13 protein-coding genes are annotated in these 22,230 nt (G+C 46.8%); all 13 read right to left on the minus strand.

From position 1 onward, the window contains the following. Positions 1-12: 12 nt before the first annotated feature. Positions 13-1,896: an AMP-binding protein gene (locus tag G625_RS0116810; protein ID WP_029202025.1), complete on the minus strand. Its 1,884-nt coding sequence runs from the start codon at positions 1,894-1,896 to the stop codon at positions 13-15. A gap of 36 nt (positions 1,897-1,932) precedes the next feature. Further along, positions 1,933-3,651 carry a cation:dicarboxylate symporter family transporter gene (locus G625_RS0116815; RefSeq protein ID WP_029202026.1) on the minus strand — a complete coding sequence of 573 codons (1,719 nt, stop codon included), beginning with the start codon at positions 3,649-3,651 and terminating at the stop codon, positions 1,933-1,935. Between the two features lie 667 nt (positions 3,652-4,318). Beyond that, on the minus strand, positions 4,319-4,429 hold the full coding sequence (locus tag G625_RS23690) for a methyltransferase domain-containing protein (RefSeq protein ID WP_442852574.1): 111 nt from the start codon (positions 4,427-4,429) through the stop codon (positions 4,319-4,321). Positions 4,430-4,550: 121 nt separating this feature from the next. After that, complete coding sequence (locus tag G625_RS0116820) at positions 4,551-5,456, minus strand: hypothetical protein (RefSeq protein WP_029202027.1); 906 nt, start codon at positions 5,454-5,456, stop codon at positions 4,551-4,553. A 678-nt stretch (positions 5,457-6,134) separates the two neighbouring features. Continuing rightward, entirely contained in the window at positions 6,135-7,838 is a 1,704-nt protein-coding gene (locus G625_RS21675; RefSeq protein WP_049895986.1) for an HD domain-containing phosphohydrolase, read from the minus strand. Continuing rightward, positions 7,838-9,640 carry a HAMP domain-containing histidine kinase gene (locus G625_RS0116835; RefSeq protein ID WP_029202028.1) on the minus strand — a complete coding sequence of 601 codons (1,803 nt, stop codon included), beginning with the start codon at positions 9,638-9,640 and terminating at the stop codon, positions 7,838-7,840. The genes G625_RS21675 and G625_RS0116835 overlap by 1 nt, the downstream gene beginning before the upstream one ends. 238 nt (positions 9,641-9,878) lie before the next feature. Beyond that, positions 9,879-10,370: a hypothetical protein gene (locus tag G625_RS0116840; RefSeq protein ID WP_029202029.1), complete on the minus strand. Its 492-nt coding sequence runs from the start codon at positions 10,368-10,370 to the stop codon at positions 9,879-9,881. 90 nt (positions 10,371-10,460) lie between these two features. Then, entirely contained in the window at positions 10,461-11,870 is a 1,410-nt protein-coding gene (locus tag G625_RS20635) for an MATE family efflux transporter (RefSeq protein ID WP_049895987.1), read from the minus strand. Then, the gene (locus tag G625_RS0116850; protein ID WP_084152974.1) at positions 11,867-15,016 is read right to left on the minus strand and encodes a non-ribosomal peptide synthetase; all 3,150 of its coding nucleotides are present in this window, start codon (positions 15,014-15,016) and stop codon (positions 11,867-11,869) included. Before G625_RS0116850 ends, G625_RS20635 begins: the two co-directional genes overlap by 4 nt. A gap of 121 nt (positions 15,017-15,137) precedes the next feature. Further along, entirely contained in the window at positions 15,138-18,077 is a 2,940-nt protein-coding gene (locus G625_RS0116855) for an AMP-binding protein (protein WP_029202031.1), read from the minus strand. Positions 18,078-18,430: 353 nt separating this feature from the next. Then, positions 18,431-18,973, minus strand: coding sequence for a VanZ family protein (locus G625_RS23555; RefSeq protein WP_029202032.1), 543 nt, complete (start codon positions 18,971-18,973; stop codon positions 18,431-18,433). A 33-nt stretch (positions 18,974-19,006) separates the two neighbouring features. Further along, complete coding sequence (locus tag G625_RS0116865) at positions 19,007-19,666, minus strand: CatA-like O-acetyltransferase, family 3 (protein WP_330365066.1); 660 nt, start codon at positions 19,664-19,666, stop codon at positions 19,007-19,009. A 396-nt stretch (positions 19,667-20,062) separates the two neighbouring features. Then, the gene (locus G625_RS0116870; protein WP_029202034.1) at positions 20,063-21,997 is read right to left on the minus strand and encodes an oxidoreductase; all 1,935 of its coding nucleotides are present in this window, start codon (positions 21,995-21,997) and stop codon (positions 20,063-20,065) included. Between the last annotated feature and the right edge of the window lie 233 nt (positions 21,998-22,230).

Below are 22,230 nucleotides of genomic sequence, written 5' to 3' on the forward strand. Positions count from 1 at the left end.
ATTTTAGCGCTTTCAGACTTCTGCAGCTTTCTGAGCGTCTTTCTTCAAAGTAACAGCATCTACTTTTCCGTTGGCAAGAGTGGGCAGCTTGTCGTATATCATAAATCTTCTTGGAATCTGGTAATCGGGCAAACGGTTCTTTAAGAATGCAACAAGTTCTGCTTCATTGTATTCAGGCTGTTCCTGAGTGTTTTTCTTGAGGCTGATGCATGCCACGGCAACTTCCCCGTCCTTTTCATCGGCTATACCTACTACTTTGACATCAGAAACAGGTGCATATTCCGCAATCACACTACCTACAGCATTTGGTTCTATGGTTTTTCCGTTACAGTGGATCAGCTCTTTCATTCTGCCTGAGATATGAAGATATCCATCAGAATCGAAGAATCCGAAGTCACCGGTCCGTATGCGTCCTTTGTCATCCAGAGCCTGTGATTCAGCCGGCAATTTATAGTAGGCTGTCATTGCGCTGTCACCATGGACAACGATCTCACCGCGGTTATTTGCTCCTGGATGGAGAGGCATGCCTGTATGAAAATCCAGGATCTCGACTTTAACTCCATCAGCAACTTTTCCTACACTGCGGCAGATATGTTCAACACTGTCTCCGTAAAGAGTCGCAGTTATGGGTGACAGTTCGCTCATGCCGTAGGAAGAGATAAAATGATTTCCGGGCATTTTTTCCATAAGCATACGCATCTGTGTTTCCGTTGCCGGAGCACCTGTAAGAATAGAGCATCGAAGGCTTGCTAATTTGTCTTCCGAAAATGAAGGATCATTTACCATTGATATGATGGTTCCCGGTATCGCATTCATGATGGTACACTTTTGCTTTTCTATAAAAGAAAGAAGTGTTCCGGTTTCGAAATTTTCAGGGATATGAATGCTGGCTCCTGAATAAAGAGCAGCCAGGAAACCCCGGATCAAACCTGTTGTGTGGAAAAGGGGAACATTCATGCATATCCTGTCATTCTCGGACAAATGCATGAATTCAACATTACATTTTGCCGAATGAAGTATTCCTGCCGAAGACAAAAGTACAGCCTTTGGTTTACCGGTAGAACCTGAAGTGAACAGCATACAGCAGTTATCTTCTGCCTCCTGTTTACCTTTGAATTGATCCTGAAGAGGTTCAAACTCTGCGTCACGTAAGCTGAAGTCTACATTTTTACCTATCTCAAGTACCTGATGTATTTTGGAGTCATTAGCCATGACTGCTTTTTTGAATTCATCTATGGTTCCGGCGTTCTGTACATCACCTATAAGAAGATGGGTGATATCACCGATGCCGGAAAGCTGGATAAGGTCATCGATGGTATATTGAAAATTGAGGGGCATAGCTATGGCGCCCAGCATCTGTGCTGCGAGGAACGAGATCACCCAGTTAACACTGTTGCCACTGTATATGCCTATATGAGTTCCCTTGTGTACTCCGTTTCTAAATAAATCTGCCGCAAGTATATGGGTGTAATGATTTATGTCCTCATAGGTATATATCCGGTGGTCTGTAACTACAAATGGTTTCTGAGGAGCGGTACTGACTTTAAGCAGGAACAAGTCTTTAACCGAAAGGGTTTCCGGAGATTCTTCCAAAGAACCTTCCTGAATATTTACCATTTTGTCAAAACCGGTCTCTATGAATATTTCAAGAACATCCTCATTACATCCCACAATGGTAAGATCACTTCCGTCCTTCATATGTTTTTTCAGACGAAGTATTTCCCTTAGTCCAAAGGATGAAATATATGAGACTTTAGAAAAGTCCAATACTACCTTTTCTGTATCTTTCGGTATGCGGTCAATGACCTGGGACAGGTCGCCTACTGTTGTCGAGCTTAGTTTTCCTGTTATATACAGATATATAGTTCCTGAATCATATCTTGTCGTAATATCCATTTTGAAACCTTCCTTTTGTGTGAGTGCGGTATGTTGTTAATGGGCCATTGAAAGCTGTTTATCATGCTCATTCCTGCTTGATTTTTTGTCATTATACTTCTCCATGTCCAAAGCATCTTCCTGTTTTGCAACAATTGTGCTTACGGCCACATCTCCGAGACAGTTGGACATGGTCCTGAACATACCTACGAGAGAATCGATTCCCATAACAAGTCCTATGGCCTCAAGAGGAACTCCCATCTGCTCAAGAAGAACAGAAAGGCAGATCAGTCCTGCGCCTGCAACACCCGGAGCACCCATTGATAAAACTATAATGGAGATACTCATAGAAAAAAGAGTTGCGCCTGTAACAGGGATTCCATAGGTTTTTGCCAGGGCAAGTGCAAAAACTCCGAGATATATACAGGTTCCGTCCATATTAAGTGTTGCACCCAATGGGATAGAAAGGCTATAGATCTTCTTTGATATTCCAAGGTTTTCACAGGCATCCATATTAACAGGAATTGAAGCATTGCTGGATGCCATGGAAAATACCTGAAGCATCGTGGGTACATATTTCTGTACAAAATGAAGTGGATTTACCCTTCCTATAACAAGTATAAGAAGACAGTATATCGTCATCATGCATACCAGTCCAAACAGGAAGGTTCCAAGCATTCCAAGAACAGAAATTATAGTTTTAACACCTGTTGTGATCATCATGGATGTGATTGAACAAAATACCGCAAAAGGCATGAATCCGATGATGATAGTCGTTATCTTTAAGAAGAGGTCGTTACCTGCTTCAAAAAGATCCTTGACCATATCAGAATATTTCCCGATCATACCTGTTGCTATACCACAGACCACAGCAAGGAAAATGAGCTGAAGCATATTGGATTCAAGGAATGGCTTTACAAAGTTTGAAGGTACAATGCCTACAACTACATCCTTTATGGACACATCCATTGATTTTGAAGTAATGGAACTAACATCCACAATTCCCAATGCATTCATAGGATTTCCCGGCTGGAACAGATAAAAGACTGAAAAACCAACTGCAACTGCGATCAAAGTTGTGAAGAGATACATGAGTATGATACGTCCTCCGACTCTCCCCAGCTCTGAAAGGTCAGAAAAACGTACTATGCAGGAGACGATGGAGAAAAACACCACGGGGGCTACCACTGCTTTTAGTGCATTCATATACATGGTCTTGACCGGCACCAGAAGGTAGGTGTTCAGAAGGGAATTAAAGCCTTCCATATTGACAGACGACAGAAGCATTCCCACAAGAATCGCAAGAAACATAGCTCCGACAGTATGATACAAAAAAGATCTTTTAGAGCGTACTGCAACTAATTTTACAAAGTTGCATCCTCCTGTATGTTTATATTTTACTTCTTCCGCAAACGAGTAAGCAATGATACCGTGAAGGCGCTGCATCATATCCTCTTCCGTAGAACCTTCAGGATCGTAACCACTCCATGAAAAATCCGACTCGGCCGGTGCAAATCTGAATTCCTGACCGTTGCATCGTATTTCCATAGTAACTGTCTCAAGAAACATTCTGATGGAAAGTGTTATTTTAGCATCCTGATCCGCATGAGCAGCCATCTCTGACAATGTTTCTTCCGCAACCAGCTCAGCCTTGTTTATATCTGCGGGTTTTAACCCGCAACCATTTAACATTTCTCTGATTGCATCCATGCCTTCTGCTATAGCTTCAGGGGTCGTATCTATAACAGTTTTTTTCAAAACATACCAAGGGTTCATAATAGTTCCAATTACCTCCTGCTTTACTGATAAACACAATGTTTTAAAGCACTTAATATTGACGAAATAATCGCTTAATTTTACGATTGTAAGCGGTTACAGTTATGAGGATAACATATATATTTTGGCATTTCAATACATAATTATTTGCTATTAACCATTACTTTCTATTTGTCGTAGCAGTTCAGTAAGTGGACCGGGGGGACGGGGTTTGTGGTCCATTTTTCTAAAATGGACCACAAACCCCGTCCCCCCGGTCCACTTACTGAACTGTTACTCTTTGTCATTTTTTTACTGAACAGTGTTCCTAAAAATGACAGATAAATCTGTGTAGGAACCATAATAAAAGGAATGTGGTGCTTTACATATGCATTCCTGTTATTCTTTGTAAGAGTTTCAAACCAAAATGCGACCGGTATAACAGTCATCCGCGGGGATCTCAAACTATTCTGTTGTTGTAATTATTGTTTAGCTGTAACTTCTATTGGCACAAAAAAATATTGGAGGAGTTCTTGGCGTATTAGTATTTTTGGGTGAAAAATCTAAAACTTTTTTCAAAAAATATTGTGAGTACTGTCATTCCGACTACGTATTACAACTATAAAGCAGCACATAATGTGTCAGATACTTATTATTTGATGTAGTAGTCATCACTTAAGATATTGTCTCAACAATTACATTCTGATATATCTGTTTCTGTTACCTTGTCACATATGAGCTTTAGTGTCTTAGCTGAAAGCCCTGTTCCACAGCCTACATCAAGACCGTTTTTAAGTATATAATCCTTAGGAAGACTGCAATCTTTTTAGATGCTCTACTACTGACTTATGAAGCCAGGGTCGCTTGGCATAGCCTTGCGCTATCTTCTTTGAGTCAAATGCCTTATTATCCATCATGAATTATAACAAGTATTCCTTTATTTTCTTTTCTATCTGCTTAATGTCCAGCGGTATTTCATTGGATTCCATAGAAATAACTAACTCTTTTCCCACTTCAATTCCCATCTTATCAAACTGATTAATCTTTAACAATGCATGCCTGGCGTAATCTCCATCCGTTATTAGCCCAAAATGCTCCCAATAGATTGTTTTTCTTGTTCGCATATTCAGTAATGCAAAATCAGGATATAAGCATTTACCATTGGGAAGAACTATTTGGGACTCATAGACATAAGGAATGTCGAACTTTTCAAACATATCCGCCAATATCTTTTCTGATTTTGATCTGACAAGCTCACCCCTTGCAGTCAGATATTTCCCCTCCTCAGGAAAAGTATTAGTACCTCCAACGTGAAGTGCTCTCCACTCTGTAATATATGCTTCATCAGAAGGAATCAGTGGCGTTACCAGCGCTTTTCTGGCTTCACTCAAGTCATCATAAACCCTTGCAATAGAACCAATATCATATATTTTTGTAAACCTTTCAATACGGTATCGCATTGTCAGCAGATTATCCAATAGTGCATTGTAATAGTCTCTTTGAACTATACGCTTTACCTTATCAATATCCTTTTCTTTAACATATTCCAGCTTTCCATCAGTTTTCTGTAAATAGTATTGATATCCATTCTTTCTTTTTGAACTTCTGACCGGTCTGTCGTCACTTATTTTGATAGCATTTAGATATTTCCTTGTTGCGGTTATAAGCTGATCAAGCCATTTGATCTGCTGTCTTAATTCTTTTGAATAATCTTGTATTGTCTTTTTCCTCCCGTTGCCTTTATTATGGTTCTTATTTATTTTTATCCTTTCCTTAATAACACTCCAATTTACTTGTGATCGTGCCAGTAGTGTCTTTTGGGGCATCAAATAGCATCTTTCAACACTCGAATATTTCTCTAATACACGTACGAGTGTCTAAAAACACTTTTTCTACATATTTTTCAGCCAATTTAACACTCTATTCCACTCTATATTCTTCTACAAGTGTCAAGAACACCCAAAGAAAGCCCAAAGCATCTCAAAAACAACACTCCCAGTTTCATGACTGCATTTACCGAGTGTCATAGCATAATGGAATCTGTGTGACCAGATAAAAAATGCCACAAATAAGAAAAACTTAGAAATTAGAAACCTAAAAGACTATAACTCAAAAGAATCAAAAAAGCAAGAAAGAGCCCGGAAGCTGTAGTTTCAGTCCGGAAGCTGTAGTTTCAGAAAGAGCCCGGAAGCTGTAGTTTCAGCCCGGAAGCTATAGTTTCAGTAAACAGCCCGGAAACTGTAGTTTCAGAAAGAGCCCGGAAGCTGCAGTTTCATGCAGCTTCCGGGGCATAACATTCACTCAATATATCCGGAAATGCTATTCCAGCTCGATAATTTCAAAGTGGCACCATATGTATTATGTGCAATAGTGGTGGAATGTGCTGCTGAATTCACGTTCCTGGTCCCTCTGTTTATCAAGCCAGGCCTGCATACCCTGGATTGTCTCCTCAAAACGACTCCGTTCACCGGCTGCCTTACCTGAATTGTAAAACAGATGGAAGTTCATCCCTGTGCATTTATTTCAGTATAATATGCTTCAAGCTGAGCCTTGCAGCCTAAAAACGGAGCCTTCATATTGGGATCAAACTGGGTGCCCATGCCTTCGCACATGATCTGTGCAGCTTTTTCAAAACTGAAAGGTTCCTTATAAGCTCTCTTACTTACCAGCGCATCATACACATCAACCACTGCCATGACCCTGGCTTCAATTGGAGTCATGGACCCCACAAGTCCTTCCGGATAACCACGTCCGTCCCATCTCTCATGGTGGTATCTGGCTACATTATAGGCAACCTTAACGAAATGTTCTTCTTCCACACCATCCAGCAGTATCATAACCATCTCACCGCTTTTGGTGGAATGCATCTTCATGATCTCATACTCTTCATCCGTCAGCTTTCCCGGTTTATTGAGTATGCTGTTTTCTACGATTATTTTGCCCAGATCATGCATCGGCGCAGCTCTCATGATATCATCGGCAAAGGCATCATCAATATCCATAAGTCCCTGTCTGCGAATTTCACCAACCAGGATATTTATGGTGTCACTGGTTCTTTTTACATGACCACCGGTATTGTTGTCACGGTTTTCAACCATATTTGCCATACCGGCAACTACCTTATTCTGGATGCTCCTTATGTTCCTTGTAGCCTCCTGAACCTGCCTGTTAAGAGACTCATTGTAGGAATTCACAAGGTCCAGGGCCTTCTGTTCTTCCGTAGCATCCCTTAGCTCATAAACATATCCTCTTTTTGGTTCATTAGCCCGGATGGTAAAGGTATGGATTTCTGCTATACAGGTTATATCCCCCGTTTGAAATTTTCTGGATGCAAAGCCTTCTTTTTCAAAGGCATACATCATGGGATACATTAACCTTGTAAACTCGCTTCCATCCATCAGGGGTTCGTCAACTACCTGCTCCCTTAACTCAGGCAGAAAATCATAGGCTCTGTCATTGCAGCTTAAAAAACGCATTTGCGTGTCAACAGCGACCAATCCCCTGACAGCCTGGTCATTCTGATATTCTGTCGTAAGCGCAGTAAGATCATGTGACTGGGATCTCTCGAAATTGTACACCAGAAACACATCTGTGATGACGTAAACAAAAGGCAGGAGGGAAAACTGGATCAATCCAAGAATATCCGGCAGATATGCCATCAATCCCACGAAAATTCCCACTGTGTAAATATAAAGAGTTCTTTTTGAATACCTGCCCTTTTTTACATATGCCACGATCACCAATACTGAAAATATAGCAATAAGTAAAGACAGGTAAACTGTATGGAACAGTAACAATGGTCCGTATGTGACTTTTGTCACATTACCCATATTTGTATGGATTATTGTGATAGTGTCATAATAATTACTATTGTGAATACTGGTCCACACTATGAATAAATGTAAAAAAGCTGTTCCATAGGCAAGGAACTTTATTGAAAATCCGGTTTTTATATCCAGGGCCTTAAGCATTGACAGTATCATGATAGACAAGAGTACCGTGCTGTCAAAATAGCAGATACAAAAACATATCATGGCTGCTTCCTGACTGAGAACCATACTTTTCAGCCAATAACCCAGATTAACTATAACTATGATGATAAAGGCAGTACTTGTATAGGGATTGATTTTTTCATACCCTCTGCAGGCGATAAGGATCCATATCAGAACAGACACTAACAGGCAAATTCCATAGGCGTATGTATACATCACTGCCCCCCTACCAACTGGTCTATTTCAAAATATGTATCTCTGCCGCCTTCGGGATCCTCTATGACATGAAGTTTCGAACCCATAAATGTGAGTATCCTGTCAACAAGTCCCTGACGGAATTTTCCATTATCTTCACTATTTGTTCCATCATCCCTGACTGATATCACGAGATGAAGTTTATCCTCAAATTCCTTTGAAAAAACAACCAGCTTTACCTCGTTAGTATCCACTCTGCCCAGAGAATCAAGTATCAATGAGTGTATTAAATATCTTATCCGTTCACCGTCACCATACAGATCGTGAAGGACAGGTCGCTGAACACTTACAGTGAAAGTGATCTGACTGCCCTCCAGATACTGCTTCACATCCTCTTCAATATTTTTAATCAGTGCATTGAAATCATACTCTTGTGCATTGATATAAAAAGAACCGTCATCGATCTTGAGATATTCCTCCAGATCCTTCATATGATTTGATACCTTTACGATTCCGCGTTTTGACTTAATTGCATATTCACGTATCCTTTCGTCCTTGATCTCATCAATCATATTCTGTTCATGACTAAGGCTTTCATTACAATGGTGTATGATATCTGCCGCCAGATCACGGAACAGACCTATCTTTTCCTCCCTGTCTTTTTCAAAATCAGATACCTTTTTAACTATGCTGTCCTTTTCACGTTTTTCATCATCTACAACCTGAAGTGCAAAAACCGCTCTGTCTACAGGCTGCCCCTCAACGTAATCCATGGCAAAAAAGTATACACGGGTCCACCCTCTGTACTTACTTAAATATTCAAAAGTGATGTTCTTTCTCCCCTTCATCCTTTCACTGAGGGTTGAGACATCTGTAAATTCAAGCACACTGTCTTTAAAGGTTTCTGAGCAATCGTAGTTAAAAAGATACTTAAACTGTTCGTTAGCCCCCAGTTCCGCAGGTCTCTTCAACTCGCTTTCTCCCTCAGATACCACGGAAACTATTTCATTTTTTACGATATCCACGATGTAGATCGCATCATACATATCAGACATGCTGGATATGCCTGACTTCTTAAGCTCCAGTTCTTTTTGGGCATCCTCATATATCTTTAAGGACGCCAGATAAATGATCAGATTTACCAGCCAGATCACAAGAAGTGTGACAATGATATAAAATACTGTACCGTTGGTTATATCCCTGTGATAATAAAAACTAAGATCGATATTATCAAGATCCAGCCTGTCAAGGTAATAAAAAATCACACCCGTGGTAAGCTCAGAATGAGGTCCGGCAGGAATTTCATTATCCTTCGACGAAGGAAAATATATCACATAATCACCCTTTGAAAGAGGGATAAGCAGGTCACCGTCATAAACATAATCAAGCTCAACTTCTTCCAGCTTGTAATTTCTAAGGTCAAGCTTCTGAACCTTTTCATCCTCGGTCCCAACGGCCTGATGTATCTCAACAGTTCCGCACCAGGCATTGTTAATGTAACAGTCTCCACGTATGTTTATGCGGAGAGTCCACTGACTCACCAGGTCTTCCGAATGATTATAAAGAACTCCGTCGATTGTCTGCCCCTTCAGGTCTACTTTTTTCCCATTCAGGTCAAAATCTCTTTTTAACCATTCACTAGTGGAATCACCTCTGCCGTCATATTTAAAATACGTAGGGGCGTTTGTATCCGGTCCATTTACAACGTATTCCCTGGCGTTAAAACGGCTCACGAATACCATCTGGTAAATAAACAGCAAAACGATCACTATAGGACATATTATGATAAAGCCTCTGTAATACTGTTTTAAATTCATCTTCATGCATCAACCCTCCTTAAGGCACATGCATCATCGTCTTTTCCATAATCGTAGCAGTTCAGCCGGTGGATCATGGGGACGGAGTCAATGGTCCATCGGCAGAACTGTTACCTGTCATCATTCTGTGATTTATATCGGCAAAATACCACATATTATAAAAATCCCCCTCTGCAGAAATGCAATTCGGGATTTTCGTGACACTGAGTGGTTCCGGAAGATCCGACAGGTTTCTCTTTGTTTATCAATACGCTTTATACTTCTGCGGCGTGTTTCTTCTCACCTGCTTCAGGAGCTCTTCCGTGCCTTCAATAAACATACAGGTTTTGTTACCGTTCCTTATGTAAATGTATGCGTACTTTTTATCTTCAGGGCCGTTTCCCGAATAGTCCAGAACCTTGGCATTACCGATTTCCGTTTTTGCGGCATCTGAATTCTTCGGTGCAAAGAGGACGAGCTCTTCACCATTTGTCTCTACGATCTTTCTTCTGCGGGACTTGTTCAGAACTTCGTCAAGTTCCATGTTTCCGCCGAAATAAGTGTATTCGTATTCAACACTTGAAAAAAGCCAGATGACATAGTCGGCTGCCAGCATCGCAAGAAGCAGGAGCAGTGCAAAGGCATACTGAAGTGCCAGAAACAGTGAAATAACTGTCAGAACTGCCGCAATTCCAAGTGCTGCCTTCCAGTATAAAGGGTCATTTCTTTTCACCATGTGCTCTACATATTCGTCCATATAATTCCATTCCTCTCTACAGAAAAAGCTCGAACTGCTTTTGCACAGTTCGAGCTTAATTTTACTAGATTTTTGTCAAAATATAAAGTCCTACAAGCAAGCTTCCGGATGCTCAGCGGACGACTTTCGGGATTTCCGGAGCACCCCCCGAAGGAAGGGATAGCGTCCCTTCAGGCCATAGAGCACGACCGCACCGAGCAGGACGGAAAGAATCCAGGAAGCATTCAGTGAATGCCAGATTCCGTCCATGCCGAAGGCACGGGACAGTATAATGACAGCAGCCGCCGGGAACACGAGCATCTCAAATGCCGTCAACACTCCGGAGACCAGCCCGTTGTTCAGCGCTGTGAACAGAGGAGAAATAAACATGGCCACGCCCATGAAGATCAGGGAAAAGCTCCCGATCCGAAATCCTCTGACCGTCAGGGCCATAATCCCTGCATCCCCGTCCGAGAACAGCGCGGAAACGGGAACGGCCAGGAGTTCTGACACCGCAAAGAAGACAAGGGAAAAAACGAACAGGATACCGGTGCATTTCCGGAAGAGGCTTCGGAGCTCCTCCAGGTTTTTCGCGCCGTAGTGGTAGGCGATCAGGGGTATCACACTTTCGTTGAAACCGACAAAAATCAGCGTAAAAATCATCTGCGCGTACATCAGCGATCCGTACGCATCCACCCCGGCCTCTCCGCTCACACGCATCAGTTCAATATTGTACAGGAAACCGGCCAGGCTTTCCGTCAGGTTTTCGATCATCTCAGAGACCCCGTTGAAGCAGGCGTTCAGAATCGGTTTCCATTTCATGCGCGTCCACCTGAAGCGAATCAGCATCCCATCCCTCTTCCGTGAGCAGTAATAAGCCAAGGGCAGCAGTCCGCCTGCGATCTGGGAACAAACGGTTCCGACAGCGGCCCCCGTCACTCCCACCTTCAGTACCAGCATCAGGAAAGCGTCCAGGCCGATGTTTACAGCACCGACAGTCAGCGTATATGCAAAGGCCCGTCCCTCCTCGCCGGAGGTAATCAGAAACAGCTGAAACGCGTACTGCAGTGCAAAAAAGGTTGTGCCGCATAGGACAATCCGCCCGTATATCAGGCCCTCTGAAAGCAGGAGCCCATCCGCTCCGCTCCAGCACAGAAACGGATCGAGCAGGAGCATGCCAAGGGCGGTGGCTGCCAGTCCGGCCAGGACGGTAAACTCCACAAGCACAGAAAAGGTTTCTGAGGCTTCTTTCTGCTTTTTCTCTCCCAGCAGCTTTCCGATCAGCGCATTTCCGCCCCCTCCCACCATAAAGCCCACTGCCGGAAAAATCAGGACATAGGGCGAAGTGAGAACAACCGCAGCATAGGAGGTTGAAGTGGTGAAATTCGCGATAAACAGCGCGTCCACGATCATATAGAGGGATGCAATTGTAATTGTCAGGATGGGAATGACTGAAAACCGGATCAGCCCGCCTGTCGTGTAATGCTTGGATAACTCCGTTTCATTCTCATTTCCGCTCATTTCAAAAGACCCCCGAGAAGCATATTCTGATTACTGTGCAGCATGCTGCACATGCGATCCACATCCTCCGCGATTTCCTGCTGCGTTCCTTCCCGAACAAACCCGGAAGGCGCTCCCACCAGATAGGTGATTTCGCCGTCTTCCGCGTAGACCTCATAGGTCATCTGGCGACAGGCCCAGCGGACCGCTGTCTGTTCCTGCAAATTTCCGGAATCGGTTTCCGGGATTCCTTCCTCCGCGGATACGTCCTCCTCGTATGCAATCCACTGCTCTTTCACGTCCTTTCCGAACAGCGTGTGGTCGGTGTCCGACGCCTGGTAAATAAACAGGTGATCCATCCAGCCGGGATAGCGGGCCTGCATTTCCTTCAGGGGGAACCCCTGCAGGCACAGCCCGTCGAAATACTGCCGTGCCGTTTCCCGGAAAAAGGCAGCCGCGGAAATACCCGGATCGGCATCCGGGCAGAGAATCACTGGGCGGACGAGAAATCCGAAGGTGTTTTTCAGGCGGTTGTCGAATCTGCCGTTGGAAGCCAGAAGCAGCGGAACCCTTCTGCCGCCGCTCCGCCCGGCAAGCGACAGGATGGTCAGACCCGCAAAGAAGACCGTCTCGGAAACGTTCAGCTTTCTGCAAAGCTCATTGCATTCTTCCTCGGACAGCGAAAGGGTTTTCATCCCGTACTCGGAAGGATGAAACGCATTGCAGGGGTCAGTCAGCAGATCAGGCCAGTCCGCTTTTCCGACCAGCTTTTCATAGTACGCTTTCAGATAGTTTTCGATCCGGCCGCGGTGTACCGACTCCATCACCTGATCGTTTTCCCGGTTTGCCTGAAAGATGTTTATCTCCTCAGCTTCGATCTCCCTGCCATCCAGCGCGCGCAGGATATCGTCCAGCAGGATGGAAACAGAAGTACCGTCCCCCAGTGTATGTGAAAAGCAGGCGAGCAGGATCTTCGATTCCTCCGTTTCGCATACGGCAAACCGGAAGCCGGTTTCATCATCCGACAGTAAAGGTTCCGCAGCAAACCGGCGGCAGATCTCCGGCATCTCCGCTTCTGCTGCCCGGAGGATGTCCACCGGCATCTCCCGGGCGGCATCCGCCGCGGATTCCGGCGCAAGTATGTACAGGCCGTCCTTCCGCTTTTCATAGCGGGCAAAAAGGCCCGGGTGCATCGCCGCTGCCCTGCGCACGGCGTCCTCGACGGCACCGATGTTGACGGTCCGATCCATTCGCAGCTGAACAGTCATCCGGTTTTCATCCAGCCCGGAAAACTGCTGCAGGTAGTAATAGACGGCCTGCACATCCGCTGCCCGAGCCTCCCTCACCGCTTCATCTGCCTGTCTTTCCGGCATATCCAGGATATATTTTTCCAATCCCAGAACCGTTTTGCAGCGGCTGATATCGGCAATGTTCAGGGATACCCCGTATTTTTCCCCAACCGCCGCGATGACCAGCATCCAGTCCAGAGAAGAAAGCCCTTCCAGAGTCAGATCCGTATCCGTACCGGGGGAGCGGTCAGACCGGGTGCTCCGGATGCATTCCAGAATATATTTCTGCATGTCCGTTTCCGGCGCGAGCCCTTCCATTTCATGAATTTCAGGCTTTGGAAGGTTCTTCCGGTCTATTTTCCGGTTGGCGGTGAACGGCATCCGATCCAGTCTCATATACCAGTCCGGAACCATATAATGAGCAAGGTGCTCCTTCGCAAAGGACCGGACTGCTTCATCCGCATTCCCCGGCGCAACATCCTCCCGCAGGGTATAGTACAGGCACAGATAACGATTTTCAATGGGCGTCACGGCGCACAGGCTGATCACCGGACAACCGGACATCACTTCCTCAATCTCGCCCAGCTCGATCCGCAGGCCTTTGATCTTGATCTGGTGATCCGTCCTGCCGTGGAATTCGATCTCGCCGTCCGGATTCAGACGGGCCAGGTCGCCTGACCGGTAGGCCCGCATTCCGTTAAATTTGATGAAGGGATTCTCCTTCAGCGCCTCCGGGTTCCGGTAGCCGCGCCCGACCCCCTTGCCGCAGATCAGCAGCTCTCCGGTCTCGCCGGGCGGCAGGACTTCGCCGTCCTTCCCGATGATATAGCAGCACACATTGGCAGCCGGCCTGCCGATGGTAATCCCCTCGCCGGAGGTGATCTCCTTCGCAATGCAGCTGATGGTTGTTTCCGTCGGACCATAACCGTTGATGATCACGGCTTCAGGGCTGGCCGCGCGGATTTCCCCAAACAGCTCTCCCGGAAACGCCTCCGCGCCCAGATCATAGACCCGTATCCTCTCCAGTGCCGGCCGCAAAGCCCGCGCGGCCAGCAGGGTATTCAGGTAGCTTGGCGTGCAGCACATTGCGTCCACCCCATACTGATCCATCAGACGGCTAAGCAGCAGAGGATTCAGAGTCTCCGCATCAGAAGCCATTACAACAGTCAGTCCACCGCACAGACCGGTCAACTCCTCCATCAGGGAAAAATCAAAGGTCAGCGCGGCGTTGGCCAGAAGGACGCTGCCCTTCTCCATGATCGTCGTCACTTCGTAGTTCTTCGGCCCCGGCTGCAGGAAGTTAGCAAGATTTCCGTGCTCTATCATGACGCCCTTGGGCCTTCCGGTTGATCCGGAGGTATAAATACAGTAGGCCAGATCATCAGGCTGTATCTCCGTACCGGGGTTCTCCGCCCGCTCCCAGGTCAGCAGGTTTTCCAGGAAGAGAGGCCTTTTATGAAGGTCAATCAACAGGTCCGCCCGGTCAAAAGACAGCTTCCGCGTCGTCACCAGGCAACGGCAGCCCGCGTTCTCAAAAATATAACGGATCCGCTCGTCCGGATATCCGGGGCTCACCGGCAGGAAAGCCGCTCCCGCCTTCAGGATGCCCAGGTTCACTGCATAATACATGATGTTTCTCGGAAGAAGCAACATGATCAGATCCTCCTGGCCGATCCCGCTGTCGATGAGGGCATTGGCCACCCGGTTGGCATATTCGTTCAGATCCGCATAAGTCAAGGCTAGCCGAATCCCGGCTGCGGCAAAGCGATCCGGATGCTCCCGGACCTGCCGTTCAAACATGCGGACGACGCTCTCGAACGGCGCGTCCCACGCCGTATCGTTCAGTTCATTGTACGCAGAGATATGGTTCTTTTTCATACACGTTTACCTTTCGTTACCATGACACTCAATGCGGACCAGTCCGTCAATAATTACAGGAGGGCTGAATCCTTATAAACAAGGGGTTGCAGATGAAAACGTCCTAGTCGTTCATTTCTGTTCAGTCCGCAGCCGGCAGTGCGTTTAAAGACAGAATTTCGGAAAACCGGCAGGCTTCGCTTCCATCCTTCGCAAGGAAGACGCAGATCCGCTCAAATATCTTTCCGAACCGTTCTACACTTTCCCTGCTATACAACCCGCTGTCGTAGCAAATCACCGCCTTCAGGCCATTTATGCCTTCATAGAGCTGGATCTCCATAGGTTCAATGGCTGCCCTGTCAGCGATTCCTTCGGAAACATCAACGTCAAGAGCCAGAGGGATGTCCGTATAATCCAACAGATTTCCCTGATACAGGACGCACAGAAGATCCTCTTTGTCCCTGTTCATAAAAGGAGAAACTCTTCCATGCAGGATCCCCGCCGCCATCTGGGCGGCCAAATCCGCCGCAGCCCTGCTGATCTTCTCTTCCTTCCGGAAATGAAAAACTGCCGGATAGTCCTTGATGAGCAGTCCCACGGATCGCTGCTTGCGCACATCGGACCTTCCGTGGTAATTCCAGGACAGCAGGACGCGATCCGAGCCGTTATACGCCGCGATGGACATGGCTGAGGCCAGCAGATAAAATGCCGTAACAGAAAGGTGCATCCGTTTCGCTGCCCCGCGCACTTCCTCTGCGGAAAGCGTCAGCTCCACAGCCACTGTTTTTTCCGCCGATCCTTTTCCGGTAAAGTCCGGACGCGGAAGCCTGTCATATGCTCCCCTGCACAGATTGTCAAAGTATTCCATATCTTTTTTCTGCGCTGCGGATCCGGAATAAGCGAGTGACTCCGACAGAATGGAGAAACACGGATCTTCCGCGAGCGTTTTCCCGTGATAGACGGACAGGATATCCTCCACCAGGATCTTAAGAGACCACCCGTCACAGATAATGTGATGGATCTTCAAAAGAAGCACCAGACGCTTTGACGTGCGGTACAGCTTCCTTCGGAACAGCGGAGAACCATCAAAGGCAAACGGCTTTTCACGCATGCCTATGACCGCTGCAAGCGCTTTTTCGGTGATTTTTTCCGTTTTGACCGGCGTATTGTTCCTGGGACAATACTGCTGCCGCCAGCCCTCCGCCGTCTCCCTGATGACGGTAAGGAGTGCAGGATGAGCCGCAAAGGCCCTGAGCAGGGCCTCTTCCAGCTTTGCGTCCTCCATACCGGGATCAAGGCTTAACGCGACAGACAGGTAATAGGTGGTCTCCTCCGGGCTTACATTCCTCTGCTCCAGGAAATAGGTCTGCTCCTCTGTGAGCGGAAAAAGGCGTTCCGGATCCGGAGCGCCGGGATCCGTCCCGAAAAGTGCCTTCTCCCCGACCCTTTCCGCTCTTTCCAGCGCCTCCGCGATATTCCGCACAGTACGCCCGCGGTAGATCATGGGGACGGTGAGCCTCGGATCCCCGATTTCAATGATGAGCGAAATGGCAAGAAGGGAATCACCGCCCAGGAGGAAGAAATCATCATCCAGGCCCACCCTGCGGTCTCCGGGCTTCAGAACCGAAATAAAACCGGCGCAGATCCGCTCCTGCAGCTCCGTCTCCGGAGCGGCGTACGGCGAAAACAGCAGCGCGTCATCCGGTTCCGGAAGGGCCCGCTTGTTTACTTTTCCATTGTCATTGAGCGGCAGAGCATCCAAACGCATATAACAGGAAGGAATCATATACCCCGGCAGAAGGTCTTTCAGGAGCTCAGCCATCTCCGCTGCGTCCGGCACCGTCTCCGCGGTGTGATACGCGCAGAGATATCTGCTTCCGTTCCTCTCCCATGCCTTGACGGTCACAGAGTCTGTTCCAAGCACTTTCCTGACGGCAAATTCCACCTCGGCCGGCTCGATGCGGTTTCCGTTGATCTTGACCATGTCATCCACACGACCCAGAAGCGTATAGTTCCCACGCCCATCCACGCTCATGTAATCGCCGGACCTGAAATATTCCGTTCCTTCGACCGTGACAAATCCGGTTCTTTCCGTATCATGCAGATACCCGCGGAAATAAGGAAGCTGGATACACATCACGCCTTCCTTCGAACTGACCTCTCCGTTTTCGTCCAGAAGGACCAGCTTCGTATACTCATCCGGAGAGCCAATGGGGGTATTGCTGTAAGCCCTGTCGATGTCAAAAAAGAAGGGCAGGTACGAAAACTCTGTAGGTCCGTAGGCATTCAGCACCGGGAACCGGTCGATGTAAAGATCCACCACGACTTCCCCCGAAACATGCAGCACCTTAAGGGAAAGGCCTCCCATGCTTTCCAGAGCCTTTACAAGCGTTGGAGGCATGCAGGAGGCAGTGACCTTCTTCTCCCTGAAATAGGCCAGAAGGCCTGCAGGGTCCCGCACAAGCGGAAGCGGGATCAGGTGGAGAGTGCAGCCAGCCTGCAACACTCCCATCATCAGATAAAGACCGCCGATAAATGTTTCCGGCGCCACATTGGCGTAATCCAGGGGGATCCATCTGGCGATGGCACGGTGCGTGGATGACATGATATAGTCGTATACGCCATATTCCTGCTCCACCCCTTTGGGTCTTCCCGTGCTTCCGGAGGTGTAATAGATAAAGGCAAGGTCGTGCGGATCAGGGTCCGCCCAGAGCTCCTCCGGCAGCGGTTCCTCCTTCATTGCATCGGCAAAGCCCTTCTCGTCCACCACAAGAGCTGCTCCGCTGTCTTTGATGATGTAGGCGATCCGCTCCGCTCCCATCATGCTTTCCGTACCGACCCAGACTGCCCCGGCCTTCATGACGGCGAGCCGCACTGCCACAAATTCCACGCCCCTGGGAACGCAGATAGCGACAACGTTTTCTTTGCCGATGCCGTTTTTCTTCAGCCAGGACGCCACCCGGCCCGACATCACATCCAGCTCCCGATAGCTTGTCCTGCGCTCTCCGGCGCGATCGACTACAGCCGTGTGCAGCGGATTGGCATTTACACTGTTCAGAAATTTCTCTAAAAAATGAATCATTGGTTGAAATCCTCCTGCCTCATTCGAATATAATGATGCGGAATCCTAAGCACTTTTCGTGGAAAAGCCGCAACAAAGTTCCTTGATTTATAAGGTCTCCGACATCGAAAAATCCGATGAATTTTTGAATAACCAAAATAGACGAGAGGTATTTCCTCGCCTGATGGCAGTTTAGCATAGGTGTGGATATGAGCTCAAGACCGGGTTTGTACGTGTGGTCATGAAGCCAAGCCCATTATACCCCGTTTTAATCCACGCTGCATAAAAATCGGCTCAAAAAACGAATTAAATATCCGTCTTTTTTAAAGAGTATAGACCACTAAACCTCATTGGGTTCACATGAATTCAACTGTCTATAAAGAACTGTTTTTCTTCTGCTTTCTCCGAATCAAGAATACAATACATGCGCCAATTACTACACCGATTGTGTTTAAGATCAAATCATCAACATCCGTATGTCTTCCGAGGCAAAAGAGCTGAGTCATTTCGATAAGTAGAGTAAACCCGGCCCCTGCAAATATCGTTTTTCTAACCGTATCAAGTCTGCTAAAACATATCGGCCATACGATCCCAACCGGTATGAACATTGTGATATTTCCAATAATGTTCATCTTCCAACCATCATACCGGTCTACAAGAAAATAAAATGGAATGAAACTGATCATATCACGGATATCATCTCCAAAGCCCATCTTTAATGTCGGTATCTTTCCATTCTCAAGATGGAATCCGAAGTATACAAATCTGCAAATAACAACGATACACACATAAACCAAAAGTTGCCGACATTCACGCTTTACTGAAAATGTCTTCGATTTTATCGCTATGAAGCATCGAGTGATTATCCATATTATCGTTATAAATAGAAAAAGTTGAAAGTATGTGATCTCAATCATTATCTCCGTGATCCTTAAAACTCCATTAATCGATTATAGCCCGACAAAACATCTGATTTCCTGTTCCAGGAGTCGAAATACGTTTGCGACCAGATACCCATCAGCAATCGCATGATTCAGACGAACGGTCACAGGCATGACAAGCCTGCCGTTTTCTTCTCTGTATTTTCCCCAGTTAATGATCGGCGCAAAATATAGATATCCATCAGGAAGTTCAAGATGAAGTGAATCATAGGAAAGCCAGGATATATAAGATGCATCGAACCAGTTGGGATGATTCGTCGTATCCAGACCGTATTTTCTTGTTTTCTTTGCCTCTTCAACATCACGCAATGCAGCAGTATAGAACTTTTCATAGTCCTTATCATATTCCGTATATACAGGCGTACAGGTTTCCGTATCTTCATGAAAAACATACTGCGTAGGATTGATTACGTCATAGCAGATCAGCTCATCTGTCTGCCAAAGATATCCCATTCTGTAGTCTTCGCGTGAATTCATGACTTTTGAAAGGATAAACAGGAAATTGATGTAAAACTTCGTCCCTGTGTTCCTGGAGTATGCGGCGAGCTCTGTTACGTCTATTCTCGAAGTTATCGAGGTCGAGCACTTACAGTCTTCAGTAAAGTGGCGAAATACACCTTTTCGATAATACGTACCTTTATCAATTACTTTATAGTTAATTTGCTTCATTCTTACACCCCCGACCTTCTGCTCGTTCAGAAGAAGTATAACCGTATCTCCACAAACACCGGTTTATCGATTGCATATGCAAATAATCATACTATAATCCTTGGTACAATCATAGGTGCCAGTCACTGTGAACAATTGTTCACAGTGACTGGCACCTATGGTTGTATCAGAGGGCGTTGTCAGATCCTTGTACCGGACAGAATCGGTTTTGAACTCTTCTACAAGGTAATCTAATCGTTCGTTTTGTGTCATTTGGGATTTCCTCCAGGAATAGTCATATTTATTATACCAATTGAAACGACCTCTGGGGTAATTTGTCCACATCTGTGGACAAATTACCCCAGAGGTCAAAAAGCCCGGGGTCGGACCCCGGGCTTTTCATATGATGACGGTATATTATAAAGCCAATGCGGCCTCATAACCTTCTCTGACAGCAACCAGCGCGTTGCCGGCTTTTACAGCACATCCAACAACTTTGACATTGTCACAGTATTTCTTTGCCGCTTCCTCAAGCGGATTGTATGCCTTATATCCGAATGCAGATACTACAGTCGAAGCAGGTACACTGTGGAGAGTTCCCTTGGAATCTGTGTATCTTACACTGTCTTCCGTGATCTCTGCGACCTTTGCACCGGTCAATACTTTGATGCCTGCGTCTCTGATGTACTCCATCAGCTGCATCTTCATCAGCGGGAACATATCGACCAGGATGTCATCACGCATCTCGATCAGTGTGATGTCCTGGCAGGACTGGGTCAGGAAGTGCGCTGTCTCTCCGCCAACTTCGCCGCCGCCGCAGACGACGACCGGACCGGGCTTGACATCTTTCTTACCTAAGAGTACGTCTTCCGCATTCACGACATTGCTGCCGTCCATTCCCTTGATCGGAGGTGTAAGCGGCTTCGCGCCTGTTGCAACAATGACTGCATCCGGCTTCTCGTCACGGATCATTTCCTCAGTGACCTCTACTCCCATATTGACCGGAACCTTCAGATCAATGAGACTCTTGCGCAGTGAAGATACGAAAGTGGAGAGCTCGCCTTTTCCGGGCGGGAATGCGGCGCTGCGGAACTGTCCGCCGAGCCATGATCCTGCTTCGTATACAGTAACATTATGTCCGATCTTCGCTGCAGTCTCCGCTGCGATGAGGCCGGCAGGACCGCCGCCGATGATCATGACCTTCTTCGGATTTCCGGTCTTTTCCATTGCATTCTCATACTCGCGGCCGACACGAGGGTTGACCAGACAGGTCGCACAGGTTCCGGCCAAAAGGCCTGCTTCACAGCCCTGGAGACATCCGATGCAGTAGCGGATGTTCTCGAACTGGCCTGCTTTCGCCTTGGCGGGGAGATAAGGATCTGCCAGAGATCCGCGGCCCATGCCGATGAAATCTGCTTTGCCCATCTTCAAAATAGTATCAGCCATCTTGGGGGAGTTGATGCGGTTCGTGACGATGACAGGGCATGATACCAGTTTTCTGACCATTTCCGCAGTATTCATATTAAAGGCGTGCTCCGTGTACATCGGCGCGATGATCTGGCGAATGACAGGAGAAGCATACATACCGTTGGAAACATGGATTGCGTCAACGCCCAGCTCATCCAGATGGCGGACAAGTTCAAAGGTATCAGCCTCGGTGCGGCCGCCCAGAAGGTACTCGTTGGCTGAAATTCTGACCTGGACCGGGAAATCCTTGCCGACGTTCTCGCGGATGCAGGCATAGATCTCATCCAGGATGCGGGTCCTGTTCTCGAAACATCCGCCATACTCATCTACTCTCTTGTTTGTGAAAGGAGAGAGGAATTCGGAGATCAGGTAGCCGTGCGCAGCGTGGATCTCAATTCCGTCAAAGCCTGCCTCTTTCACTCTTTTGGCAGTGGATCCGAAGTCCTTCACAATCTGGTGGATCTCCTCTACTGTGATCTCACGGGGAAGATCCATGCAGAAGGGGTCCTTAATTGCAGAAGGCGCTACCGGCTGTACGTTTCCGTTTACATCATGTTTGGACTGGCGTCCGGGATGATACATCTGGCAAAAGATTTTGGATTCATATTTGTGGACTGCTTCCGTGAGCTTTTTGTTGCCTTCAATCTGCTCGTCGTTGTAAAGGCCCGGAATGAACTTATAGCCCTTCGCGTTCACATTTACTGCATAGTCTTCTGTGATGATCATGCCCCAGCCGCCTTTGGCTTTCTCTTCGATATACTTGATATACCGTTCTGTGATCATTCCGTCTTCTGTGCACAGGTTCATGACCATTGCGGGCACGATCAGCCTGTTGGGGATTTCGCAGTTACCTATTTTGGCAGGTGTAAAAAGTTCCGTCATCATTTTCGTTTTCCTCCTTGTGTTTTTGGAAAGGTGGTTGTCTATGTGAAAATAATAACGAATGGTACGATTCCAGTGTCAATGCCAAAAAAGAGAAGAGACTTTAGGTAAATCTGTTGATGCCGATTCTTCCGTACAGCTCGATGATCCCTCTGTTCTCTTCTCTTTTATATAAAAAACGGTACTGTCTAGGGCAAACGGTGTTCATAAAACCTTGGAGGAGTTCCAAGGTTTTT

Origin of the sequence: Oribacterium sp. NK2B42, assembly GCF_000424445.1 — a bacterium.
Taxonomy (GTDB): Bacteria; Bacillota; Clostridia; order Lachnospirales; family Lachnospiraceae; genus Oribacterium.

Excerpts from the sequence above, each read along its gene's own strand:
- G625_RS0116810 (WP_029202025.1), bottom strand. The coding sequence starts at position 1,896 with ATGGATATTACGACAAGATATGATTCAGGAACTATATATCTGTATATA.
- G625_RS0116815 (WP_029202026.1), bottom strand. The coding sequence starts at position 3,651 with ATGAACCCTTGGTATGTTTTGAAAAAAACTGTTATAGATACGACCCCT.
- G625_RS0116820 (WP_029202027.1), bottom strand. The coding sequence starts at position 5,456 with ATGCCCCAAAAGACACTACTGGCACGATCACAAGTAAATTGGAGTGTT.
- G625_RS21675 (WP_049895986.1), bottom strand. The coding sequence starts at position 7,838 with ATGTATACATACGCCTATGGAATTTGCCTGTTAGTGTCTGTTCTGATA.
- G625_RS0116835 (WP_029202028.1), bottom strand. The coding sequence starts at position 9,640 with ATGAAGATGAATTTAAAACAGTATTACAGAGGCTTTATCATAATATGT.
- G625_RS0116840 (WP_029202029.1), bottom strand. The coding sequence starts at position 10,370 with ATGGACGAATATGTAGAGCACATGGTGAAAAGAAATGACCCTTTATAC.
- G625_RS20635 (WP_049895987.1), bottom strand. The coding sequence starts at position 11,870 with ATGAGCGGAAATGAGAATGAAACGGAGTTATCCAAGCATTACACGACA.
- G625_RS0116850 (WP_084152974.1), bottom strand. The coding sequence starts at position 15,016 with ATGAAAAAGAACCATATCTCTGCGTACAATGAACTGAACGATACGGCG.
- G625_RS0116855 (WP_029202031.1), bottom strand. The coding sequence starts at position 18,077 with ATGATTCATTTTTTAGAGAAATTTCTGAACAGTGTAAATGCCAATCCG.
- G625_RS23555 (WP_029202032.1), bottom strand. The coding sequence starts at position 18,973 with ATGATTGAGATCACATACTTTCAACTTTTTCTATTTATAACGATAATA.
- G625_RS0116865 (WP_330365066.1), bottom strand. The coding sequence starts at position 19,666 with ATGAAGCAAATTAACTATAAAGTAATTGATAAAGGTACGTATTATCGA.
- G625_RS0116870 (WP_029202034.1), bottom strand. The coding sequence starts at position 21,997 with ATGATGACGGAACTTTTTACACCTGCCAAAATAGGTAACTGCGAAATC.